Genomic DNA, 18,467 nt, shown 5'->3' with positions numbered 1-18,467 from the left:
CTCTGGAGCGGAATACCAGCATGGCGCATGTGATCATTACCGGTGGCTCGAGCGGTATCGGATTTGCGGTCGCATCGATCTACGCGGCGCGCGGGGCGCGCCTCTCGCTGATTGCCCGCTCCCGTGGCCTCCTGGAAGGCGCGCAGGCAAAACTTATCGCATCCAGTGGGGCGAACGCCGACAGCATCCGGATCGAGGCCGCCGACGTCGCGGTGGAAAACGATGTCGAAGCGGCCATCCGTCGGTGCGAACAGGCCTTCGGCCCCTGCGATATCCTGGTAGCATCGGCCGGCATTGTCGAACCCGGCCGGTTCGAGGAGCTCGACAGCGCTTCGTTCCGGCAGCAGATGGACACCAACTTCTCCGGCACGGTGCATGCGGTCCGGGCGGTCTATGACAGCATGAAGCGGCGCCGTCGGGGCCGGATCATGATGATCTCGTCCGGCGCAGGGCTACTCGGCATCTATGGTTATTCGGCCTATTGCGCCTCCAAGTTCGCCGTGCACGGCTTCGCCCAGGCGCTGCGTTCAGAAGCCCGTCCGCACGGCGTCAGTGTTTCCGTCTGTTTTCCGCCGGATACGGAAACGCCGCAGTTTCAGCGCGAGCTGGCGGCTCGCCCGCCGGAAGCCGCCAGGATCATGGGCACGGTCCGGCCCTGGCCGGCCGAAGCGGTGGCCAAGCGGATCGTCAAGGGAACAGACCGCGGCCGGTTCGAAGTCTATTTCGGCACGACATTGTTTCTACTTGGACGCTTCGCTCCCGCCGTTCGTCCCCTGCTCAACTGGTGGTTCGACCGGGCGATTGTGCGGTGCGGCAACACGGCGACGCATAATCGTGGAGTGTCCGAGCACCGGACCTGACGGTGCTTGTACCTAGCATCGATAAGATCTAAGTGTCGGGCGGACGCTGTGCCGCATAAAGCGGCATCGGCCGGCATGAAGACATGAAGGTTTCCGCTTGGCGTTGCTTCCCTTTCAGCTGCACGACTATCCGATAACACTGACGCTTAGTTGTTATCTGCTGTCCTGCGCGGTGATCTTCTTCACCGACCGTTTCGCTCTGCCGAAGCGGGAGCGGCGCGCCAATCCTTCGCCTTTCGGACGCACGCAGGACGTGATCGACGTGCTTGCCCGCCTGCCTGTCATCGCTCTGGTCTTTGCCGGTTTCTTCGCCGGATCCTGGCGTCCGCTCTATGCGGCGGCGGGCACGATGAGCTTCTTCATCATCTTCACCGGCATTTCCCGCGCCAAGTTCAAGTTCATCCGTGAACCGCTGATCTTTTCCGACATCGCGCTGGTCGTCGACGTGTTCAAGTACAAGACGATCTTCTATGCGAGCTCACTGAACGTCGTCTTCTGGACCGTCGCCTTCCTCTACGTCTTTGGCGTTTCCGGCCTTTACATGTATTTCGAGCCGGCGATTCTGCCGGACCGGGGCAATGCCTTCTGGATCCTCGTGATGCTCGGCATCGCCTATGGTCCCTGGCTCCTGCTCTTCTACGGCCCGGTGAACCGCCCGACGGCCGCGCTGGTACAGCGGCTGCTCAAGGTCCTCGACGTCAAGATGAACACGGTGCGCTTCGGTACCTTCGGCTCGGTCGTCTTCCGTTTCATCATCTGGCTCGGTGTGCGTCGCGAAAAGATCGTCGCGGATCTCTCCAAGATCGTCCGGGCCGCCGTGCAGGATCTGATCGGTGACGACGGCTCGCCGCTGATCGTCGTCTGGCAATCGGAATCCTTCATCGACATGCGGCACTTCGGCGTCGATACGCTGAAACTGCCGACGCTCGACCGGCTGCGGCGCGAGGCGGTTCAGTGGGGCCGGCTCAGCAGCGTGTTCGAAGGCGGCTATACGCTGCGCACCGAATTCGCCGTGATCAGCGGCCTGGTGCCCGACGATATTCATGTCGACGCCAGCTATCCCTATCTGCGCGCATCGCACTATGCCGACGTCGTCTGGCCCGGAAAGTTGAAGCGTGCCGGCTGGAATACCCACTTCATCCATCCTTATGACCGGACCTTCTTCCTCAGGCACAAGGCGATGCCGCAGCTCGGCTTCTCCAAGCTGACGATGCTCGACGGTTTCGACCATCGCCCAGAGCGAGACGGACCCTACGTCTCCGACGAGAAGCTCGCGGCGAAGGTGATCGACGCAAGCGAGAAGCTGCCCGAAGACGAAAGCGGCTTCATCTTCGTCGCATCCATGGCCAATCACGGTCCATGGGAGCCGGGCCGCGTCGGCGACCTCACCAATCCCGTCGACATCTATCTGGCCATCCTCGAGCAGTCCGATGCGGCGCTCAACACATTGAGCGAACACCTCGACAAGCTCGACCGTCCGGTCTGGCTCGTCTTCTACGGCGATCACGCACCGCTGCTCAAATCCTTCGCCGACCCCTTCCCGGATCCGCGCACCGACTATCTGATCGTGCCGCTCGCCAAGGCGAAGCGGTCGTCCCATAAGCCGGCCGAACCGAGCAGCGTCGAGGCCTGGAACCTGATCGAGGCGCTTCTCAACCACGCGAACCTGAGAAAGGATACGCTGCGCTAGCGGTGGTCTGCGGATGGAGAACTCTTCGACGACATCGGCCGGTGGGGCCGCACGGCCGAGACAGCGGGTCTTCCTGTTCCTGCAGGGCCCCTCCTCGCCGATCTTCCGCAAGATCGCCGACCGGCTCGAAGCCCTCGGCCACCGCTGCCTGAGGATCAATCTGAACGTCGGCGACCAGATCTTCTGGCGCCGCAAGGGCGGCTTCAACTATCGCGGCACGGCGGCCGCCTGGCCCGGCTATCTCGAGGCATTCATCGCGGCCCACGGCGTCACGGATATGCTGTTTCTCGGCGAAGAGCGGCCCTACCACAGGGCGGCCACCGCCGTCGCCCGGCACGCCGGCGTCAGTGTCGCGATTGTCGAAATGGGCTATCTGCGGCCGGACTGGCTGACGCTCGAGCGCAACGGCATGTCGTCGAACTCCCATTTTCCGAACGACGCCGGTCAGATCCTTTCGGCAGCGTCAAACCTGCCGGAGCCGGACTGGCGCAAGCGCTACAGCCAGACGTTCCTCGCCGATGCAAGCTACGATCTGCTCTACAATCTGCCGAACGTCTTTTTCTGGTTCCTGTTTCCGCACTACCGCCGTCACGGGATTTTCCATCCGCTCGCCGAATACGCCGGCTGGGTGCGCCGGCTGCTATCCGAAAAACGGCGCAGCGCGGAAGCGGTGGCGACCGTTACGAAGCTCCTTTCGGACGATGCCCCCTACTTCGTCTATCCGCTTCAGCTCGAAACCGACTTTCAGCTCAGGGCGCATTCGCCCTTCCACAGCCAGAAGGATGCAATCGCTGACGTCCTGACCTCGTTCGGCGCCTTTGCCGCGCCGAATGCACGCCTGGTCTTCAAGGTGCATCCGCTCGACAACGACCTGATCCCGTGGCGCAGCTTCATCGAGCAGCGAGCAGCGGCGCTTGGCCTGAGCGGGCGCGTCGTCTACCTGGACGGCGGAAATCTCGATACGCTTGGCGAGGCGAGCGCCGGCATGGTCACGGTGAATTCGACGGCCGGATTGCACGCCCTGAAGCAGGGGCGGCCGGTCAAGGTGCTCGGCACTGCCGTCTTCGATATTGCCGGTCTGACCGACCAGCAGCCACTCGACGGTTTCTGGCAGGCGCCCCAGGCGCCGGAGCCTGAACTTAGTGTCGCAATGTTCCGCCTGCTTGCCGCGTCGATCCAGGTGCGCGGCAACCTTTATTCCCGCGCCGGAACCGATGCCGGCGCGGAAGCGATTGCCCGGCGGCTGAACGAAAGCAGCCTCAACGAACCTGGCGCCTTTATTGACCCCGCGCCGCGCCAAAGGCCTGCGAAACGCGCGCCTTCCGCTTCCCGCCAAGGGTAGCCGTTTTCACATCGCGGGGACCTAGCGCGGCGCGAGCGCTGCGGCGATTGCGGCGACCAGCATCAGGCCGGCCGCGGCCAAGGGCAGCGCGGAAAAACCAGCCCCGCCATAAACCACGCCGAAACCAAGCGTTCCCAAAAAGAGCGACAGATAAGTGACGCCGCTGTTCAGCCCCATGATCGCGCCACGCCTTGTGGGATCGAGCCCCGTCAGCCGCATGATCAGCACGTTGAGACCAAAATGGTTGGCAAGGCCCCAGAAAAAGACGACGACCAGCATGGCCGTGTAGGAGCTACTCACGGCGGCCATCGCCGCATAGACGCCGGCGACGACGAGAAAAATCAGAGGCAGCAACCTGCCAGCGCCGAAGCGGTCGATCAGCCGGTCGAGTAGTGCCGCCGCACCGAAGCCGAAGCCGTAGGAAACGGCCACGAGGCCATTGGCGCTGAGGGGCAACCCGAGCGCTGCGTGCAGGTGTTCGCCGATATAGGCATAAACGCCGTAGAAGGCGGCCATGAAGGCGGCACAGGCGATCAACAGCGGTCCGGCGCCACGCACGCCAAGCGCCGCGAGCGGCGACGTCGTCTTGCCGGCCAGACCTTCCCGCACCGGCGCGAGCCTGACGGCAGCGCAAGCAACCAGTGTGGCTACGGCAACGACGAAGTAAACGGCGCGCCATCCTCCGAAGTCAGCAATCGCTGCCGATAGTGGCACGCCGGCCACCATGCTGAGCGTCCAGCCGGTCAGCACCAGGCCGATCGTCTCGCTCTCCCGTCCGGCCGGCGCGATGACCGAGGCCAGCGTGTAGATCGACGGAAGCGCAATGCCGGTGGCGACGCCGACAACGAGTTGGGCGGCGACCAGGAACGCCAGCATGGGCGCAAGCGCGCTACCGGTGAGCCCGGCGGCCAGAAGCAACAGCGCGGCAGCCAGAATGCGATGAGGGCCGTACCGGTCGATGAAGCGGCCAAGGAAGATGGCGCTGACGGCCGTGCCTAGTCCGAAGGCGGCCGAAGCGACCATTACCGATGGAACATCCGTGCCGAGGCTCCGCGCCACCTCCGGCGCGATTGGTCCAAGCGCCAGCGAGTTGGAGCCGATGACGCCGATGCAGACGGTCAGGACATAGGCGAAGGGCGGGATGCGCGCCCTGTCGATCGAGGTCCTGTCGATCGAATCTGGCGAAATTTGTTGATTGATGTTCGTCATTCCTCCATTTTTGCAGAATGAAATTCAGCAACAAGAGGAATTCTCGGTATGGACCAAAATACAGATGACGTTCGGCGGAAGCGTCCGCCGGAGCGCGACCTCGACGCGATGGACCGAAAACTATTAGGCGTCCTCGTCGAGGACGCGACCACAAGCTATGCCGAGCTTGGCGAACGCGTCGGACTTTCGCCGCCGGCGGCGCATGAACGGGTGAAGCGGCTCCGGCGTTCGGGCGCGATCCGCCGCGTGTCGGCGCTCATCGATCCGGACGCGGTCGGAAAGACGCTGCTTGCCTTCGTCCATGTCGACACGACCGGCTGGGGCAAGACGCAGGCGCTGCTTGCGATCGAGGAATGCCCTGAAGTGGAAGAGATCCACTCGGTCGCCGGCGACACCTGCATGCTGCTCAAGGTGCGCACAGAAAGCACGCATGCGCTCGAAGGGCTTCTGGCGCGGCTCTACGACACGCCCGGCGTCAAGGCGACGCGCAGCTATGTGGTGCTTTCCACCTATCTGGAACGGCCGGTGCAGCCGGGCACGACGAGCGACTGGCCCGCCGTGGTGAAGGGGTAGGCTGCTCTCGCCAGGCGGAGGGCCGCCTTGGCAGTCTCAGACGACGCCGGCGCGCAGCAGGTCGTGAATATGCAGGATGCTGACCGGCGCCCCGCCGTCGTCGACGACGAAGAGCACGGTCACCTTATGCTGCTGCATGAATTCCATGGCGCCGCTTGCAAGCAAGTCGCCGCGGATCACGCGCGGATTGCGCGACATCACCGCCTCGACCGGTTGCAGCAGCAGGTCGCCGGACATGTGACGACGCAGGTCGCCGTCGGTGATCACGCCGGCCAGCTTGCCGCCATCGTCGATGATGCCGACGACACCGAAACCCTTGGACGACATCTCGATCAGCGCCTCGCTCATCGGGCGTCCGACGCTGAGAAGCGGCATCTGGGCGCCGTCATGCGCCAGCTCGCGAACAAGCCGCAACTGCGCGCCGAGCTTGCCGCCCGGATGAAAAGTCTTGAAATCCTCGGCCGAAAAGCCGCGCCGCTCCAAAAGCGCGATGGCGAGCGCGTCGCCGATGGCGAGTTGCAGCATGGCCGAGGTCGTCGGCGCGAGGCCGTGCGGACAGGCTTCCTGAACCTTCGGCAAGACGATCGGCACTTCCGAGTTGCGGGCAAGCACGCTGTCGCGGTTGGCGCAGATCGAGACGATCGGCACGTTGAAGCGCTTGGCATAGGTGAGCATGTTGGCAAGCTCGGCCGTCTCGCCCGACCAGGAGAGCAGGATCAGCACGTCCTGCGAGGTGACCATGCCGAGGTCGCCATGGCTCGCTTCGGTCGGGTGCACGAAGTAGGCGGATGTTCCGGTCGATGCCAGCGTGGCTGCAATCTTGCGGCCGATATGGCCGCTCTTGCCGACGCCGGAGACGACGACGCGCCCCTGGCTTTCGCCGATCAGTTCGACGGCTTCGACGACGCTGCGCGCAAAAACTTCGTCAGCGCCAAATTGGTCCGCCAGCGCCCTGATGCCGGCCATCGCGGTCGTCAGCGTCCGGCCGATCGACTCCAAAGCCGCAAGTGCAGTGCGATCATCCGCCGATGCATGTCTCAAACCCATGATGACCCCAATTCTGCGAAGACTTAAGCAACAGGCACGAATTTGCCCGCCAGACCATTGACGGCAGATAAGCGCTTTTTCTTGGCAAACCAAGTCTTGGAAGCAGAGTTCGGGGGAAAACTGGCGTGAACCGCGGCGTTTTCGTCAGCCGGCGCGCTTTTCTTCCATTTCCAGCGGCATCGACTTGTCGGCCGCGAATTCTTCGAGCGTCATCGAATCAAGAATGGCGGCAACGGCATCACGGACCGTCGTCATCGATACCCGCACCTGACAGGTCTCGGGATCGTTACAATCTTCGCAGACCTCGTAGGCCGTGCGGCTCGCACAGCGGATCGGCGCAAGCGGCCCGTCCAGCGTGCGGATCACGTGACCGATACGGATTTCCGAAGCGGGCCGCGAGAGCGAGTAGCCGCCGCCGGGCCCCTTTTTCGAGCGCAGCATGCCGGCGTTGCGCAGCTCAAGCAGGATCGTGTCCAGGAACTTCTTGGGAATATTGTTGCGCTGCGCGATCTCGGTAATGAAGGCAGTTTCCCCCGGCTCCAGCCGAGCAAGATCGACCAAGGCCTTCAGGCCGTACTTTCCCTTCTTCGTCAGCATTCCGGCACGCTTTCCCTGCGGCGGCACCCCAGAAAACGGGAATCATCCGCGCAAATGCAAATATATATTGGCATAGCACAAGAAACGTACTGCCAACATATAATTATAGTGGGGAATTGACCGATGTCGCGGGCAATTGCGTGCGGCCGATGCGGCAAGATTTGCGGATGTCTTCGCGGTGGATGCGGGAGAAAAGCCGAAACCGGCTTTTCTCATCCGCTTCAAGTGCGGCTTCAGGCAGCGGCGCTGTGGTTCTGCCGCTTGGCCTGGACGGCCTGGTGGGCCAACAGCTGCCGGATTGCGGCGCGCGCTTCATCGGCCGAGCCGAAGCGCTTCGCGTCCAGGTCCCAGACGTGATACTTCACCGCCAGGAACTTGAAGCGATCTTCATCCGGGACAACAACGCCGACGGCTTCGCCGCCAAATTCGATAACCTGCTTGCTCATACAAATAACGCTCCATCCACGCTGTCGGCGCGGAAACTTTCAATTTCGGCAAAAGATAAAGTTCGAGGGGTTCGAAGGTCACATTCGGCAAAGATTGCGAATGAGCCATTTTTTCTCTGTTGCGCGACAAAGGAGACGCGTGCCGAAGAAGGCGGCGGTCGAGACGGTTTCGGACATGTCACACTCCTTTGGCTGGCCCGGCATCAGCAATGCCGGAGCGTTCGATGAACAACCGTGAGGCGGACTCCCCGCGTTCACGTAGTGGCAAACTAGAATAATCTACCAATTCCGTCAATTAAAAAGATGAAGACGCAGAAAAAATTTCTTCACCCTTTAAATTCAAGGGGCGATGTACGCAAAATCCATCCACCCGTTCCGGACCCGGAGACCTACGCTATTTAGGAAGCGAAGAATCAGTCTGCAAGGCACGGGTGGATAAAGACAGCACATTCGGACAAAAAAGGGGCGGCCCGTCGGGCCGCCCCTTCACGTTTTGTGTTCCAGTGCCGGATGTCAGGCAGCAGGCGTGCCCGCCTGCGGCGTGGTTGTGCCACCGCGGGATGCTTCGCGATCCTTCCACCAGCGATTGAGGAACAGCAGGATCGGGCCGCCGATATAGATCGACGAGGTCGTTGCCACGATCACGCCGAAGATCATCGGCCAGGCGAAGCTCTTGACGGCATCTCCGCCCCAGATCGCCATCGGCACCAGCGAGAAGGCCGTGGCCATCGAGGTGAAGATGCATCGCGCGATCACCTGGTTGATGCTCATGTCGATGAGATCCGAGAACGGCATCGACTTGTACTTCCTGAGGTTCTCGCGCATGCGGTCATAAACCACGACCTTGTCGTTGACCGAGTAGCCGATCATCGTCAGGAGCGCGGCGATGGCCGTCAGGTTGAAGTCGATGCCTGTCAGCGCAAAGAAGCCGATCGTCTTGGTGATGTCGAGCAAGAGGACCGCGATCGCGCCGACGGCGAAGTGCCATTCGAAGCGGAACCAGATGTAAAGCAGGATCGCCACCATCGCGAGGCCAACGGCGAGGAAGCCCGAACGGGCAAGCTCGGTGCTGACGGTCGGACCGACGACTTCGGTTCGCTCGAAGCTCGCGTCCGGGATCGTCTGGACGACGGCATCCTTGATGCGGTTGAGCGCTACGGTCTGCTCCTGCTCGCCGCCCGGCTGGCGCTGGACGCGGATCAGGACCGATTTGTCCTGGCCGAATTCCTGCAGCGCCACTTCGCCGATGTTGAGCGCTTCGAGATTGTGGCGAAGCGTCGGAAGGTCGAGCGTGTTCTTCGAGGTGGTCTCGACCTGGATACCGCCGACGAAGTCGATGCCGTAGTTGAGGCCCGGCGTGAAGAACAGCACGACGGAGCTGACCGACAGGAAGGCGGACATGCCGATGGCGACGAAGCGGCCCTTCATGAAGGAGAAGGACGGAAGCTTCGGAACCTTGCCGAACAGCGACGGGATCTCGAGCTTCTTCATCTTCCGGCGGACGACGACCTCACGCATCATCAGGCGAACGACGGTGATCGAGGTGAACATCGAGATGATGATGCCGAGCATCATGGTGACGGCAAATCCCTTGACCGGGCCGGAGCCGAAGGCGAACAAGAGCACGGTGCCCGAAAGCGTCGTGACGTTACTATCGATGATGGTCGCGTAGGCCTTGTTGAAGCCGATATCGAGCGCCTTCATCGCGCCGGCACCCGCTTCCGTTTCTTCACGGATACGCGCGTTGATCAGGATGTTGGCGTCCACCGCCATGCCGATGCCGAGAATGATACCGGCTATACCCGGCAAGGTCAGCGTCGAGCCGAGCATGGCGAGAAGCGCGATGGTCAGGATCGTGTGCAGCACCAGGCCGACATTGGCGATCATGCCCCAGGCGCCGTAGAGCACGACCATGAGGGTGACGACGAGCGCGAAGCCGGCAAGACCGGTGTAGATGCCCATGCGGATCGAGTCGGAACCGAGGTTCGGGCCGACGGAGCGTTCCTCGATAACGGTGAGCGGTGCCGGAAGCGCGCCGGAGCGCAGCAGCGCCGACAGAACGGTCGCTTCCTGTGCGGTGAAGTTGCCGCTGATCTGGCCGTTGCCGCCGATGATCGGCTCGCGGATAACAGGAGCCGTCAGGACCTTGCCGTCAAGAACGATCGCGAAGGGCCGGCCGACGGCAGCCTGGGTGATTTCCGCGAACTGGCGGGCACCGAGCGTGTCGAAGGTGAAGGACACGATCGGTTCGTTGGTGCGCTGGTCGAAGCCGGCCTTGGCATCGGCCAGGCGCTCGCCCGAAATCGCGACGCGGCTTTCGACCGCATATTTGTTGTTGTCGTGGGCGCCCGGCAGAATGTCGACGCCGCGCGGCGCCGGCTGGTTGGGATCCACGGTCTGGTCCACCATGTGGAAGCTCATCTGCGCGGTCGAGCCCAAGAGCTGGCGCAGTGCCGTCGGATCCTCGAGGCCCGGAAGCTGGACGAGAATGCGGTCGGAACCGACACGCTGGATCAGCGGCTCGGCAACGCCGACGGTGTCGACGCGCTGGCGGATGATCTCGAGGCTCTGTTCGACGGCCTTGGTGGTGCGGTCGGCAAGGCCGGCCTCTGTCATCGCGATGTTGATGCTGTCGCCGTTCTCGGTCACCTCGATATCGGAAGCCGCGCCGCCGAAACCAAGCGTGCCGACAGGGGCCGCCAGCTCTTTCAGCTTCGGCAGAACCTTTTCGCGGTCGGCCGGATCTTCGATCTTCACGGTAACGGTATCGCCGGCGATGCGGGCCGAGGAGGCCGAGATGCGCTCGGCGCGGAGCGCCCGGCGCGTATCGTCAAGCAGGGTTTCGAGCCGAGCTTTGCGAAGGCCGGCAGCATCGACTTCGAGCACGAGGTGCGAGCCGCCCTTGAGGTCGAGGCCGAGGGTTACCGGCTTGACCGGCAGCCAGCCTGCAAATTGTTCACGTTGTGCCGGCGTCAGCACGTTCGGAAGCGCCGCGATACATCCGAAGATGATCACGACGACATAGACGAGAATCGCCCATTTCGATGTACGCATGTTGTGGTTCCAGAAGAGCCTGCGCGGGCACGGGGCGCGTCGTCAGGGCTTGTTTCATAAAGGGCAGAGCTGCAGCCGAAGCCGCCAGCCAGCCAAAATCCGCGTTGTGGATCAGGCGCCGGGAGGCGCGCGAATATGGGGGCCAGGGTTCGAGGCCCCGCCAAGATACGCAGCGAACTCGCGGAAAATCCGCCCGTCCGACGAACGGGGAAGTTCGAGTTCGAGCGATGCCGGCAAGAGCGCCGGCAAGCCATCATCGGCCGCGGACTTGGCGTCCTTGCGCTCGGCCGTAAACCGAAGGTCTGAAAGCGGTGTCGCCCGCGAGAGTTGCCGGGCGGCGGGACGGTCAGTCGAACCGGTGTCGGTGACGTTGCCGGTCTGGGCACCGGAGGCCGAACGGGACGGGATGCTCTGTCCGACCGAGATGACCTGCATTGCGAAGGAGGCGCAGAACAGCCACAGCACAGCGAGAAGCCGGCCGGCCTGTATGTTCTTGCTGCCACCACCCATGCGGTCCATCGAGGACGCGGTCCCTTTCCCTGGCGATTGCACGCCAGCGAGACGAAAATTGAGCCCGAATGCCCGACCTTACCTAGAGAACGTGGCCGGAATCGAGCATGGGCGCCTTTAACACCATTCCGGGCCGGAAAAGTCAAATCCGGCCCGTTTCGTGGTTGTCGTTGCTCAGGCCGTGATGCCGCTCGTTCGCCGCTCGTGGATCTCGATAAGCGACGGTCCCTTGCGCTTCGCCGCCTCGGCGAGCGCCTGTGAGAGATCGGCGACGGAAGCAAGCCGCCGTCCCTCGACGCCATAGGCCTTCGCCGCCATCAGGAAGTCCGGCGCCGAAGGCTTGACGCCCTCCGGCGTAACGCCGGCATCGACCATGTAGCTTTCGATTTCCTGGTAGCCGTCATTGTTCCAGACGAGGAAGATGACCTGCGCCTGCGCATCGACGGCAGACCCGATTTCAGCGAGCGAAAACTGGAAGCCACCGTCGCCGACGAGACAGACGACCGGCCGAGACGGATCGGCGACGGCTGCACCGACGGCTGCTGGCGGCGCATAGCCCAGAGAACCGTAACCGGTCGCCGAATTGAACCAGCTACGCTGCCGCGGTGCATCACAGTAGAGGTTGCCGGCATAGACGGCCTGGGTCGAGTCGCCGACGACGGTGCAATCCGGCAGAGACTTGTAGATGGTGTCGATGATGCCGATCTCGGCCCGCATCTTCGGCGTCAGTTCCTTCAGCGCCGCCCTCCGCGCCGTTTCGGCCCGTCCCGCTCCATCCTTCGCAGCATGACCGGGGAGAAAGGCGAGGATGCCCGCCGTCGCCGCCTTGGCGCCGGAGAGGATGGAGAGCGCCGCATGCGGCCCGCGCGCGAGCTGCGCCGCATCGATGTCGGTGCGGATCAGGTTGCGCAGGGCCGGAAAGCCGCCATCGGCATACATGTCGTAGTCGGTCTGGCCCATTTCGGTGCCGAGCGCCAGCACCAGGTCGGCCTCCTTCAGCAGCGACCGCACCGCCTTCAGGCTGGGGCTCGCAGGAACCCTCAAGGGACTGCCCGAGAACATGCCGCGAGCATTGACAGTGGTGACGACGGGCGCACCGATCTTTTCGGCAAGCTCCGCAACTTCCGCCTCCGCCGTCAGGGCGCCGCCGCCGCAGATGATGACCGGGCGCGAGGCGTCGGCGCAGAGGATCGCCGCGCGCTGCAGCGTCTCGCTGTCGGAGCGCGGTCGGGTGGCCGTTGCCGGCCGCAGCGCCTGCGGCGTGATCTTCGCCGACATCACGTCGGTCGGGATCTCGATATGCACCGGTCCCGGCCGACCGGAGACGAGCACCGAGAAGGCGCGGTCGACGACGAAAGGCAGGTCTTCCGGATTGAGGAGCGTGTGCGAATAGAGCGCCAGCGTCTTCATCATGCCGTGCTGGTCGGGCAGCTCGTGCAGCAGGCCGCGCCCATGGCCGAGCGAATCGCGGCGATTGACGCCTGAAATCACCAGCATCGGGATCGAATCCTGGCGCGCCTGCGCCATCGCCGTGATGGTGTTCGTGAGGCCGGGCCCGGTGATGACGAGGGCAACGCCCGGCTTGCCGCTGACGCGGGCATAGCCGTCGGCCATGAAGCCGGCGCCCTGTTCATGCCGTGGCGTCACGTGGCGGATCTTCGATGCAGCGAGGCCCCGGTAGAGCTCGACCGTGTGCACGCCGGGAATGCCGAAAACCACCTCGACGCCATTGGCCTCGAGCAGGTCGACCAGGACTTCTCCAACCGTTCTTTCCATGGTCATGCGCAGCGCTCCTTGCGCAGGCTGGCCCGCTCGGCAAGTGCGGAGATGCGGCGGCAGGCCTCGTCGATGGCACCATCGGGCACGGTCAGGCTGACGCGCAGATAGTTCTGTGCTTCATCGCCAAAGGACGATCCGGGCATGACGGCAACCCCCTCTTCTTCGAGCAGCGCCCAGGCAAACGCATCGCCGTCGAGACCGGTTCCGGAAACATCGATCAAGATGAACATGCCGGCTTCCGGCGCGAACACCTCGATGCCGGGCGCCCCGGCAAGGCCGGCGACGATCTGCTCTGCCCGCGACTTGTAGGACAAGCGCATCCGGCGCGCCGTATCGATGTCATGCGTCAGGGCATAGGCCGTCATGTCCGCGATGAAGGGCTGCGTGCCGAAAAGCATCGTTTCGGAGACCGGCAGCAGCCGCTCGGTGAACTCGACCGGGCCGACCGCCCAGCCGCTGCGGAAGCCGGGCGCGGCGTGCGACTTGGAGATCGACGAGACGACGATCGTGCGTTCGGCGAGATCCGGATTGTCGAAGGGCGAGGCAAAGACGGCGTCGAACACCAGCTCCTCATAGACCTCGTCGCAGACGATCCAGAGATCGTGACGGCGCGCGACCTCGCCGATCGCGGCAATTTCTTCCGCCGTCAGCACGGCGCCGGTCGGATTGTGTGGCGTATTCAGCAGCAGCACGCGGCTCTCCGGTGTGATCGCTTTTTCCAGATCTTCGGCCTGCATGTGGAAGCCGAATTCCGGCTTCAGCGGCACCAGCACCGGATGCGCGCCGGTCGAGCGGATCACGCCTTCATAGGTCGCATAGAGCGGATCGCCGACGAGAACGGCATCGCCGGCCTCCGCCAACCCGAGAATCACGGCGAAGAGAGCCGTCTGCGTGCCGGGGAAGCAGAGCACGTTCTCGTTCGTCACATCGGCACGGCGACGACGGTATTTCTCCGCGACGGCCGCCACGACCGTCGGTTCACCGCGGCCGTTGGAGTAGCGATAGCGCCCCGCATTCATCGCGCGCTGGCATTCATCGAGCAGGGCGCGGTCCGGCGGAAGATCCGGTTCGCCGATCGTCAGTTCGATGATGTCGGCACCACTCGCCTTCAATTGGCGGGCACGGATATGCAGCGACCATTTGCCCGAACCAAGATCGGCAAGACGTTCGGTGATGGACGCGTAGCGCATGGTGCTTTCTCCCGTTTTCATTGTTTTGCAGTTCCGATCTTCGTGCCGAGCAGCGCTTCGACCGAAGACATGGCGATGGCGACGAGCTCGCCTTCGCGAAAGAGATCGCCGGCAAGGCAGCCCTCGACCCAGAGGCCGTCGACCAACCCGTTGATGGCGATGGCGAAGGCCCGGCAGGTTTCGGCGTCGGCCGGCTTGCCTTTGGTCGCAAGGAAATCGGCAAGCAGTTCCTGCAGCGAATTGCGAAAGGCGAGATAGCCTTCGCGGTGGATCTCCGACAGCACCGGATCGACCCGGACCTGGCTGATGAAGGCGGCCCAGAGCGAGATGCTGCGGCTGTCCGCCACCGGCTCGGTGAGGTTGATCGCGATGAAATCCCGGAGCCGGGTTTCCGGATCGCCCTCGACCTTGCTCGCCTTTTCGGTGAGCGAGGCGATGACGGCGCGATAGGCCTCGGCAACCATCTGGTCCTTCGATTCGAAGTAGTGGCGCACCAGCCCGGCGGTCACCCCGGCGCGGATCGCGATCTGCCGTACGGTTGCGCCCTTCAGCCCGAATTCCGAGATGCAGTCGAGCGTCGCTTCGATCAATTCCTGGCGGCGCTCGCCTTCCGGCGCGCGGTGAAAACTGCGTCTGTTCATGCGGCACTCTGCTCTCGAGCCGGCCCAAAATGCTGTTCAGGCGCGGTCGGCAAAGGCTTCGGCCATAACGGCAGCATGGGCGGCTCCTTCGGGAAATCGAACGATCGGCGGGCGTCAAAAAATCGACGACGTCTATTATTATACGCTTGAACAATAGCGGCACAAGTGCAACCATGCCGGCCAACAAAAACCCGTGACAGGCCAAAGATGCCGTACGGAAGACGACAGGGGAACTGTTTCGATGCTGACAGAAAAAGCTCGCAGAGCCATGGGAGCGGCGCGCCGATGACGGATGCGGCCCAGGCAATCGCGGTCACTGACCTGCACAAGCGTTTCGGGCCATTGGAAGTGCTGAAGGGAGTTTCGCTCACAGCGAAGCAGGGCGACGTGATCGCCATCATCGGCGGCAGCGGTTCCGGCAAATCCACTTTCCTTCGCTGCATCAACCTCCTCGAACTCCCCTCCGCCGGTAGCGTCAGCGTGCATGGCGAAAAGATCCGGATGAAATCCGACGGTCGCGGCGGCCTGGTGCCGGAGGACCGCAAACAGGTCCAGCGCATCCGCAGCCAGCTCGGCATGGTGTTCCAGAGCTTCAATCTCTGGCAGCACATGACCATCCTTGAAAACGTCATCGAGGCCCCGATCCATGTGCTCGGCAAGCCGAAGGCGGAAGCGGTCGCAACCGCCGAAACCCTGCTGAAACGCGTCGGCCTCTACGAGAAACGCGACGCCTACCCGGCCTTCCTTTCCGGCGGCCAGCAGCAGCGTGCCGCGATCGCCCGGGCGCTTGCCATCCAGCCGCTCGTCATGCTCTTCGACGAGCCGACCTCGGCACTCGATCCCGAACTGGTCGGCGAAGTTCTCACTGTCATCGGGGACCTCGCGCGCGAAAAGCGCACGATGATCCTCGTCACCCACGAGATGAAGTTTGCGCGCGACGTCGCCAACCACATCGTCTTCCTCCACAACGGCGTGATCGAAGAACAGGGCCCGCCTGAGGCGATCTTCGGCGCACCGAAATCGGAAAGGCTCAAGAAGTTCATCAGTTCCATTCACTGAATTCCTGAATGCTAAACAACCAAAAAGGGGAACAGCATGAAGAAGGCATTGAAAGTCCTGGCCGTTGCGGCGGCGATCGCCGTGAGCGGCGGCGTCGCGGCGTCGGCGGAAGCGCTGAAGGTCGGCGTCGCAGCGGAGCCCTATCCGCCGTTCACAGCGCCTGACGCCAGCGGCAAATGGGAAGGCTGGGAAGTCGAGTTCATGAACGCAATGTGCGCCGAGGCCAAGCTCGAATGCGTGCTGACGCCGGTTGCCTGGGACGGCATCATCCCGGCACTGACGTCGAAGAAGATCGACATGATCATCAGTTCGATGTCGATCACCGACGAGCGCCTGAAGACCATCGATTTCTCCGACAAGTACTACAACACCCCGACCGGCATCATCGGCACCAAGGGCGTCGAGATGAACTCCTCGCCGGAAGGGCTGAAGGGCAAGACGCTCGGCGTCCAGGTCTCGACGGTCCACCAGGCCTATGCCGCCAAGCACTTCGCGCCGGCGGGCGTCGAGGTCAAGGAATACCAGACGCAGGATGAGGCCAACAATGACCTCGCTGCCGGCCGCCTCGATGCGGTGCAGGCGGATGCCATCGCGCTCAAGGCGTTTCTGGCGACCGACCAGGGCAAGGAATGCTGTGAATACAAGGGCGACGTTGCCGAAGACGTCGCCGTGATCGGCCCGGGTGTCGGCGTCGGCCTGCGCAAGGGCGAAACCGAGCTCAAGGACAAGATCAACGCCGCCATCAAGGCGATCCGCGACAACGGCACCTACGATACGTTCTCGAAGAAGTACTTCGACTTCGACATCTACGGCGGATAAGGCGCGATCGGCCGGCGATCGAACCGTCGCAGCGCTTGTCGCGTCTGACAAAGACCGCAGCGCTGCAGCGATCGCCGGCCGGCGCCATCGGAGCTCGACGACGCATGGCTGCGGATTCCCTCATCAATTGGGGCCTGCTCTCGCTTTCAGCACCCGGCTGGGGCGGCGTATTGCTGCAAGGCTTTTTCAATTCCATCCAGATCGCCGTCGGCGGCTTCACGCTCGGCCTGGCGCTCGGCATCGGCGGTGCATTCGGCAAGCTCTATGGCGGCCCGGTCCTGCGCGATCTGCTCGAATGCTACACCACGGTCGTGCGTGCAGTGCCCGAGTTGGTGCTGATCCTCTTGCTCTATTATGCCGGCACCGACCTGCTCAATCAGGTTCTGGCGTTGTTCTCGGTTGGCCCGGTCGACATCAGCGGCCTGATGGCCGGCATCTTCGTCATCGGCGTCGTCCAGGGTGCCTATTCGACCGAAGTGTTGCGCGGCGCGATCAAGGCGGTGCCCGCCGGGCAGATCGAGGCGGCGCGCGCCTATGGCATGTCGCCGGCCATGGTTCTGCGCCGCATCACCCTGCCGGCGATGTTGCCCTATGCCATTCCCGGCCTCTCCAATCTCTGGCTGATCGCCACCAAGGACACGGCCCTTCTCGCGGTCGTCGGCTTCAGCGAGTTGACTCTGGTCACCCGCCAGGCGGCCGGCACGACCAAGGCCTATCTCCTGTTCTTCCTGGCGGCTGGCGCGCTCTACCTGGCGCTGACGCTCATCTCCAACGTCTTCATCGGCATGCTCGAACGCCATGCCCGACGCGGTTTTGCGGAGAGCCGATGACCGACGAAACCACCCACGCCGTTGCGTTTACGCCCGAAGACCTGCCGACGGCGAAGAGCTTCTTCCTGCCGCACCGCATCCTCATGATGCTGGTCTTTGCCGCCTTCGTCGTCGCCGTCGCCGTCTTCATGCGCTGGGACTGGCTGCCGCGCTACCTGCCACGGCTTGGCTGGGGCATCCTCGTCAGCCTGATGATGCTGTTCAGCACCGCCATCCTCGGCTTCCTGCTGGCGGTGCCGATCGGCCTCGTGCAGGTCACCGGCCCCTGGTTCCTGAAACTGCCGGCCAAGGTGTTTTGTACCGTGATCCGCGGCACGCCGCTGCTGTTGCAGCTCTGGCTGCTCTATTACGGTCTCGGCTCGCTGTTCCCGCAGTTTCCGGCGATCCGCCAGTCCTTCCTCTGGCCTTACCTGCGCGAAGCGTGGCCCTATGGCGTGGCGGCGTTGACCATTTCGTTTGCGGCCTATGAGGGCGAAGTCATGCGCGGCGCTTTTGCCGGCGTTCCGAACGGCGAGCTTGAGGCGGCGAAGGCCTATGGCATGGGCCGCTGGACGATGTTCCGCCGCATCTGGCTGCCGCGCGCCATCCATCGGGCTCTGCCGACGCTCAATGGCGAAACGGTGCTGCAGCTGAAATCGACGCCACTTGTCGCGACCGTGACTGTCGTCGACGTCTATGCGGTCATCTCCAAGGTGCGGCAGGAAACCTTCCTCACCTACGAGCCGCTGCTTTTGCTCGCGCTCATCTACATGTGCCTCACCGGTATTCTGGTGGTGGCTTTCCGCACCTTCGAAAATCGCATACCAACCCGCGGTGCCTGA

17 protein-coding genes are annotated in these 18,467 nt (G+C 63.3%); 8 read left to right on the top strand and 9 right to left on the bottom strand.

All coding sequences use genetic code 11. The features are described 5' to 3' along the window. Positions 1-20 precede the first annotated feature (20 nt). The 3 genes from IB277_RS00170 (at position 21) to IB277_RS00160 (ending at position 3,892) form a co-directional block, all read left to right on the top strand. Positions 21-860, top strand: a complete 840-nt coding sequence (locus tag IB277_RS00170; protein ID WP_090294991.1) for an SDR family oxidoreductase — start codon at positions 21-23, stop codon at positions 858-860. Between the two features lie 97 nt (positions 861-957). Then, positions 958-2,550, top strand: a complete 1,593-nt coding sequence (locus tag IB277_RS00165) for an LTA synthase family protein (RefSeq protein ID WP_110818527.1) — start codon at positions 958-960, stop codon at positions 2,548-2,550. Positions 2,551-2,563: 13 nt separating this feature from the next. Further along, the gene (locus IB277_RS00160; protein WP_090294994.1) at positions 2,564-3,892 is read left to right on the top strand and encodes a capsule biosynthesis protein; all 1,329 of its coding nucleotides are present in this window, start codon (positions 2,564-2,566) and stop codon (positions 3,890-3,892) included. Positions 3,893-3,913: 21 nt separating this feature from the next. Here IB277_RS00160 and IB277_RS00155 read toward each other — a convergent pair whose 3' ends face one another. Then, positions 3,914-5,101 (bottom strand): MFS transporter, encoded by a 1,188-nt coding sequence (locus tag IB277_RS00155; RefSeq protein WP_060607073.1) that lies wholly within the window; start codon positions 5,099-5,101, stop codon positions 3,914-3,916. 48 nt (positions 5,102-5,149) lie between these two features. On the opposite strand from IB277_RS00155, the gene IB277_RS00150 reads away from it, so the two are divergent. Further along, positions 5,150-5,674 carry an Lrp/AsnC family transcriptional regulator gene (locus tag IB277_RS00150; RefSeq protein ID WP_034797032.1) on the top strand — a complete coding sequence of 175 codons (525 nt, stop codon included), beginning with the start codon at positions 5,150-5,152 and terminating at the stop codon, positions 5,672-5,674. Between the two features lie 36 nt (positions 5,675-5,710). Here the strand turns inward: IB277_RS00150 and IB277_RS00145 are convergent, their stop codons facing one another. The 8 genes from IB277_RS00145 to IB277_RS00110 form a co-directional block, all read right to left on the bottom strand. Then, a complete protein-coding gene (locus tag IB277_RS00145; protein WP_192370662.1) occupies positions 5,711-6,721 on the bottom strand; it encodes an SIS domain-containing protein in 1,011 nt (336 codons plus the stop codon). Between the two features lie 144 nt (positions 6,722-6,865). Further along, positions 6,866-7,318 (bottom strand): Rrf2 family transcriptional regulator, encoded by a 453-nt coding sequence (locus IB277_RS00140; protein ID WP_034797035.1) that lies wholly within the window; start codon positions 7,316-7,318, stop codon positions 6,866-6,868. A 233-nt stretch (positions 7,319-7,551) separates the two neighbouring features. Next, positions 7,552-7,764 (bottom strand): hypothetical protein, encoded by a 213-nt coding sequence (locus IB277_RS00135; protein ID WP_034797039.1) that lies wholly within the window; start codon positions 7,762-7,764, stop codon positions 7,552-7,554. 513 nt (positions 7,765-8,277) lie between these two features. After that, positions 8,278-10,818, bottom strand: a complete 2,541-nt coding sequence (gene secD, locus IB277_RS00130) for a protein translocase subunit SecD (RefSeq protein ID WP_090294997.1) — start codon at positions 10,816-10,818, stop codon at positions 8,278-8,280. Positions 10,819-10,929: 111 nt separating this feature from the next. Continuing rightward, positions 10,930-11,337: a hypothetical protein gene (locus IB277_RS37950; RefSeq protein WP_246812690.1), complete on the bottom strand. Its 408-nt coding sequence runs from the start codon at positions 11,335-11,337 to the stop codon at positions 10,930-10,932. A 165-nt stretch (positions 11,338-11,502) separates the two neighbouring features. After that, positions 11,503-13,110, bottom strand: a complete 1,608-nt coding sequence (locus IB277_RS00120; RefSeq protein ID WP_034797049.1) for a 5-guanidino-2-oxopentanoate decarboxylase — start codon at positions 13,108-13,110, stop codon at positions 11,503-11,505. Then, entirely contained in the window at positions 13,107-14,297 is a 1,191-nt protein-coding gene (locus tag IB277_RS00115) for a pyridoxal phosphate-dependent aminotransferase (RefSeq protein ID WP_090294999.1), read from the bottom strand. Before IB277_RS00115 ends, IB277_RS00120 begins: the two co-directional genes overlap by 4 nt. A gap of 17 nt (positions 14,298-14,314) precedes the next feature. Next, entirely contained in the window at positions 14,315-14,938 is a 624-nt protein-coding gene (locus IB277_RS00110) for a TetR/AcrR family transcriptional regulator (protein WP_060581878.1), read from the bottom strand. Between the two features lie 285 nt (positions 14,939-15,223). Between IB277_RS00110 and IB277_RS00105 the strand changes: the two genes are divergently transcribed. The 4 genes from IB277_RS00105 (at position 15,224) to IB277_RS00090 (ending at position 18,467) form a co-directional block, all read left to right on the top strand. Beyond that, positions 15,224-15,997 carry an ABC transporter ATP-binding protein gene (locus IB277_RS00105; protein ID WP_034797059.1) on the top strand — a complete coding sequence of 258 codons (774 nt, stop codon included), beginning with the start codon at positions 15,224-15,226 and terminating at the stop codon, positions 15,995-15,997. Between the two features lie 36 nt (positions 15,998-16,033). Then, on the top strand, positions 16,034-16,816 hold the full coding sequence (locus IB277_RS00100; protein WP_034797062.1) for a transporter substrate-binding domain-containing protein: 783 nt from the start codon (positions 16,034-16,036) through the stop codon (positions 16,814-16,816). A 104-nt stretch (positions 16,817-16,920) separates the two neighbouring features. Continuing rightward, positions 16,921-17,646 (top strand): ABC transporter permease, encoded by a 726-nt coding sequence (locus tag IB277_RS00095; RefSeq protein WP_034797065.1) that lies wholly within the window; start codon positions 16,921-16,923, stop codon positions 17,644-17,646. Continuing rightward, entirely contained in the window at positions 17,643-18,467 is an 825-nt protein-coding gene (locus tag IB277_RS00090; RefSeq protein ID WP_034797068.1) for an ABC transporter permease, read from the top strand. The genes IB277_RS00095 and IB277_RS00090 overlap by 4 nt, the downstream gene beginning before the upstream one ends.

The sequence above is a fragment of the Ensifer sp. ENS07 genome, assembly GCF_014852185.1.
Taxonomy (GTDB): domain Bacteria; phylum Pseudomonadota; class Alphaproteobacteria; order Rhizobiales; family Rhizobiaceae; genus Ensifer; species Ensifer adhaerens.
This window is presented reverse-complemented; position numbering and strand designations above follow the sequence as displayed.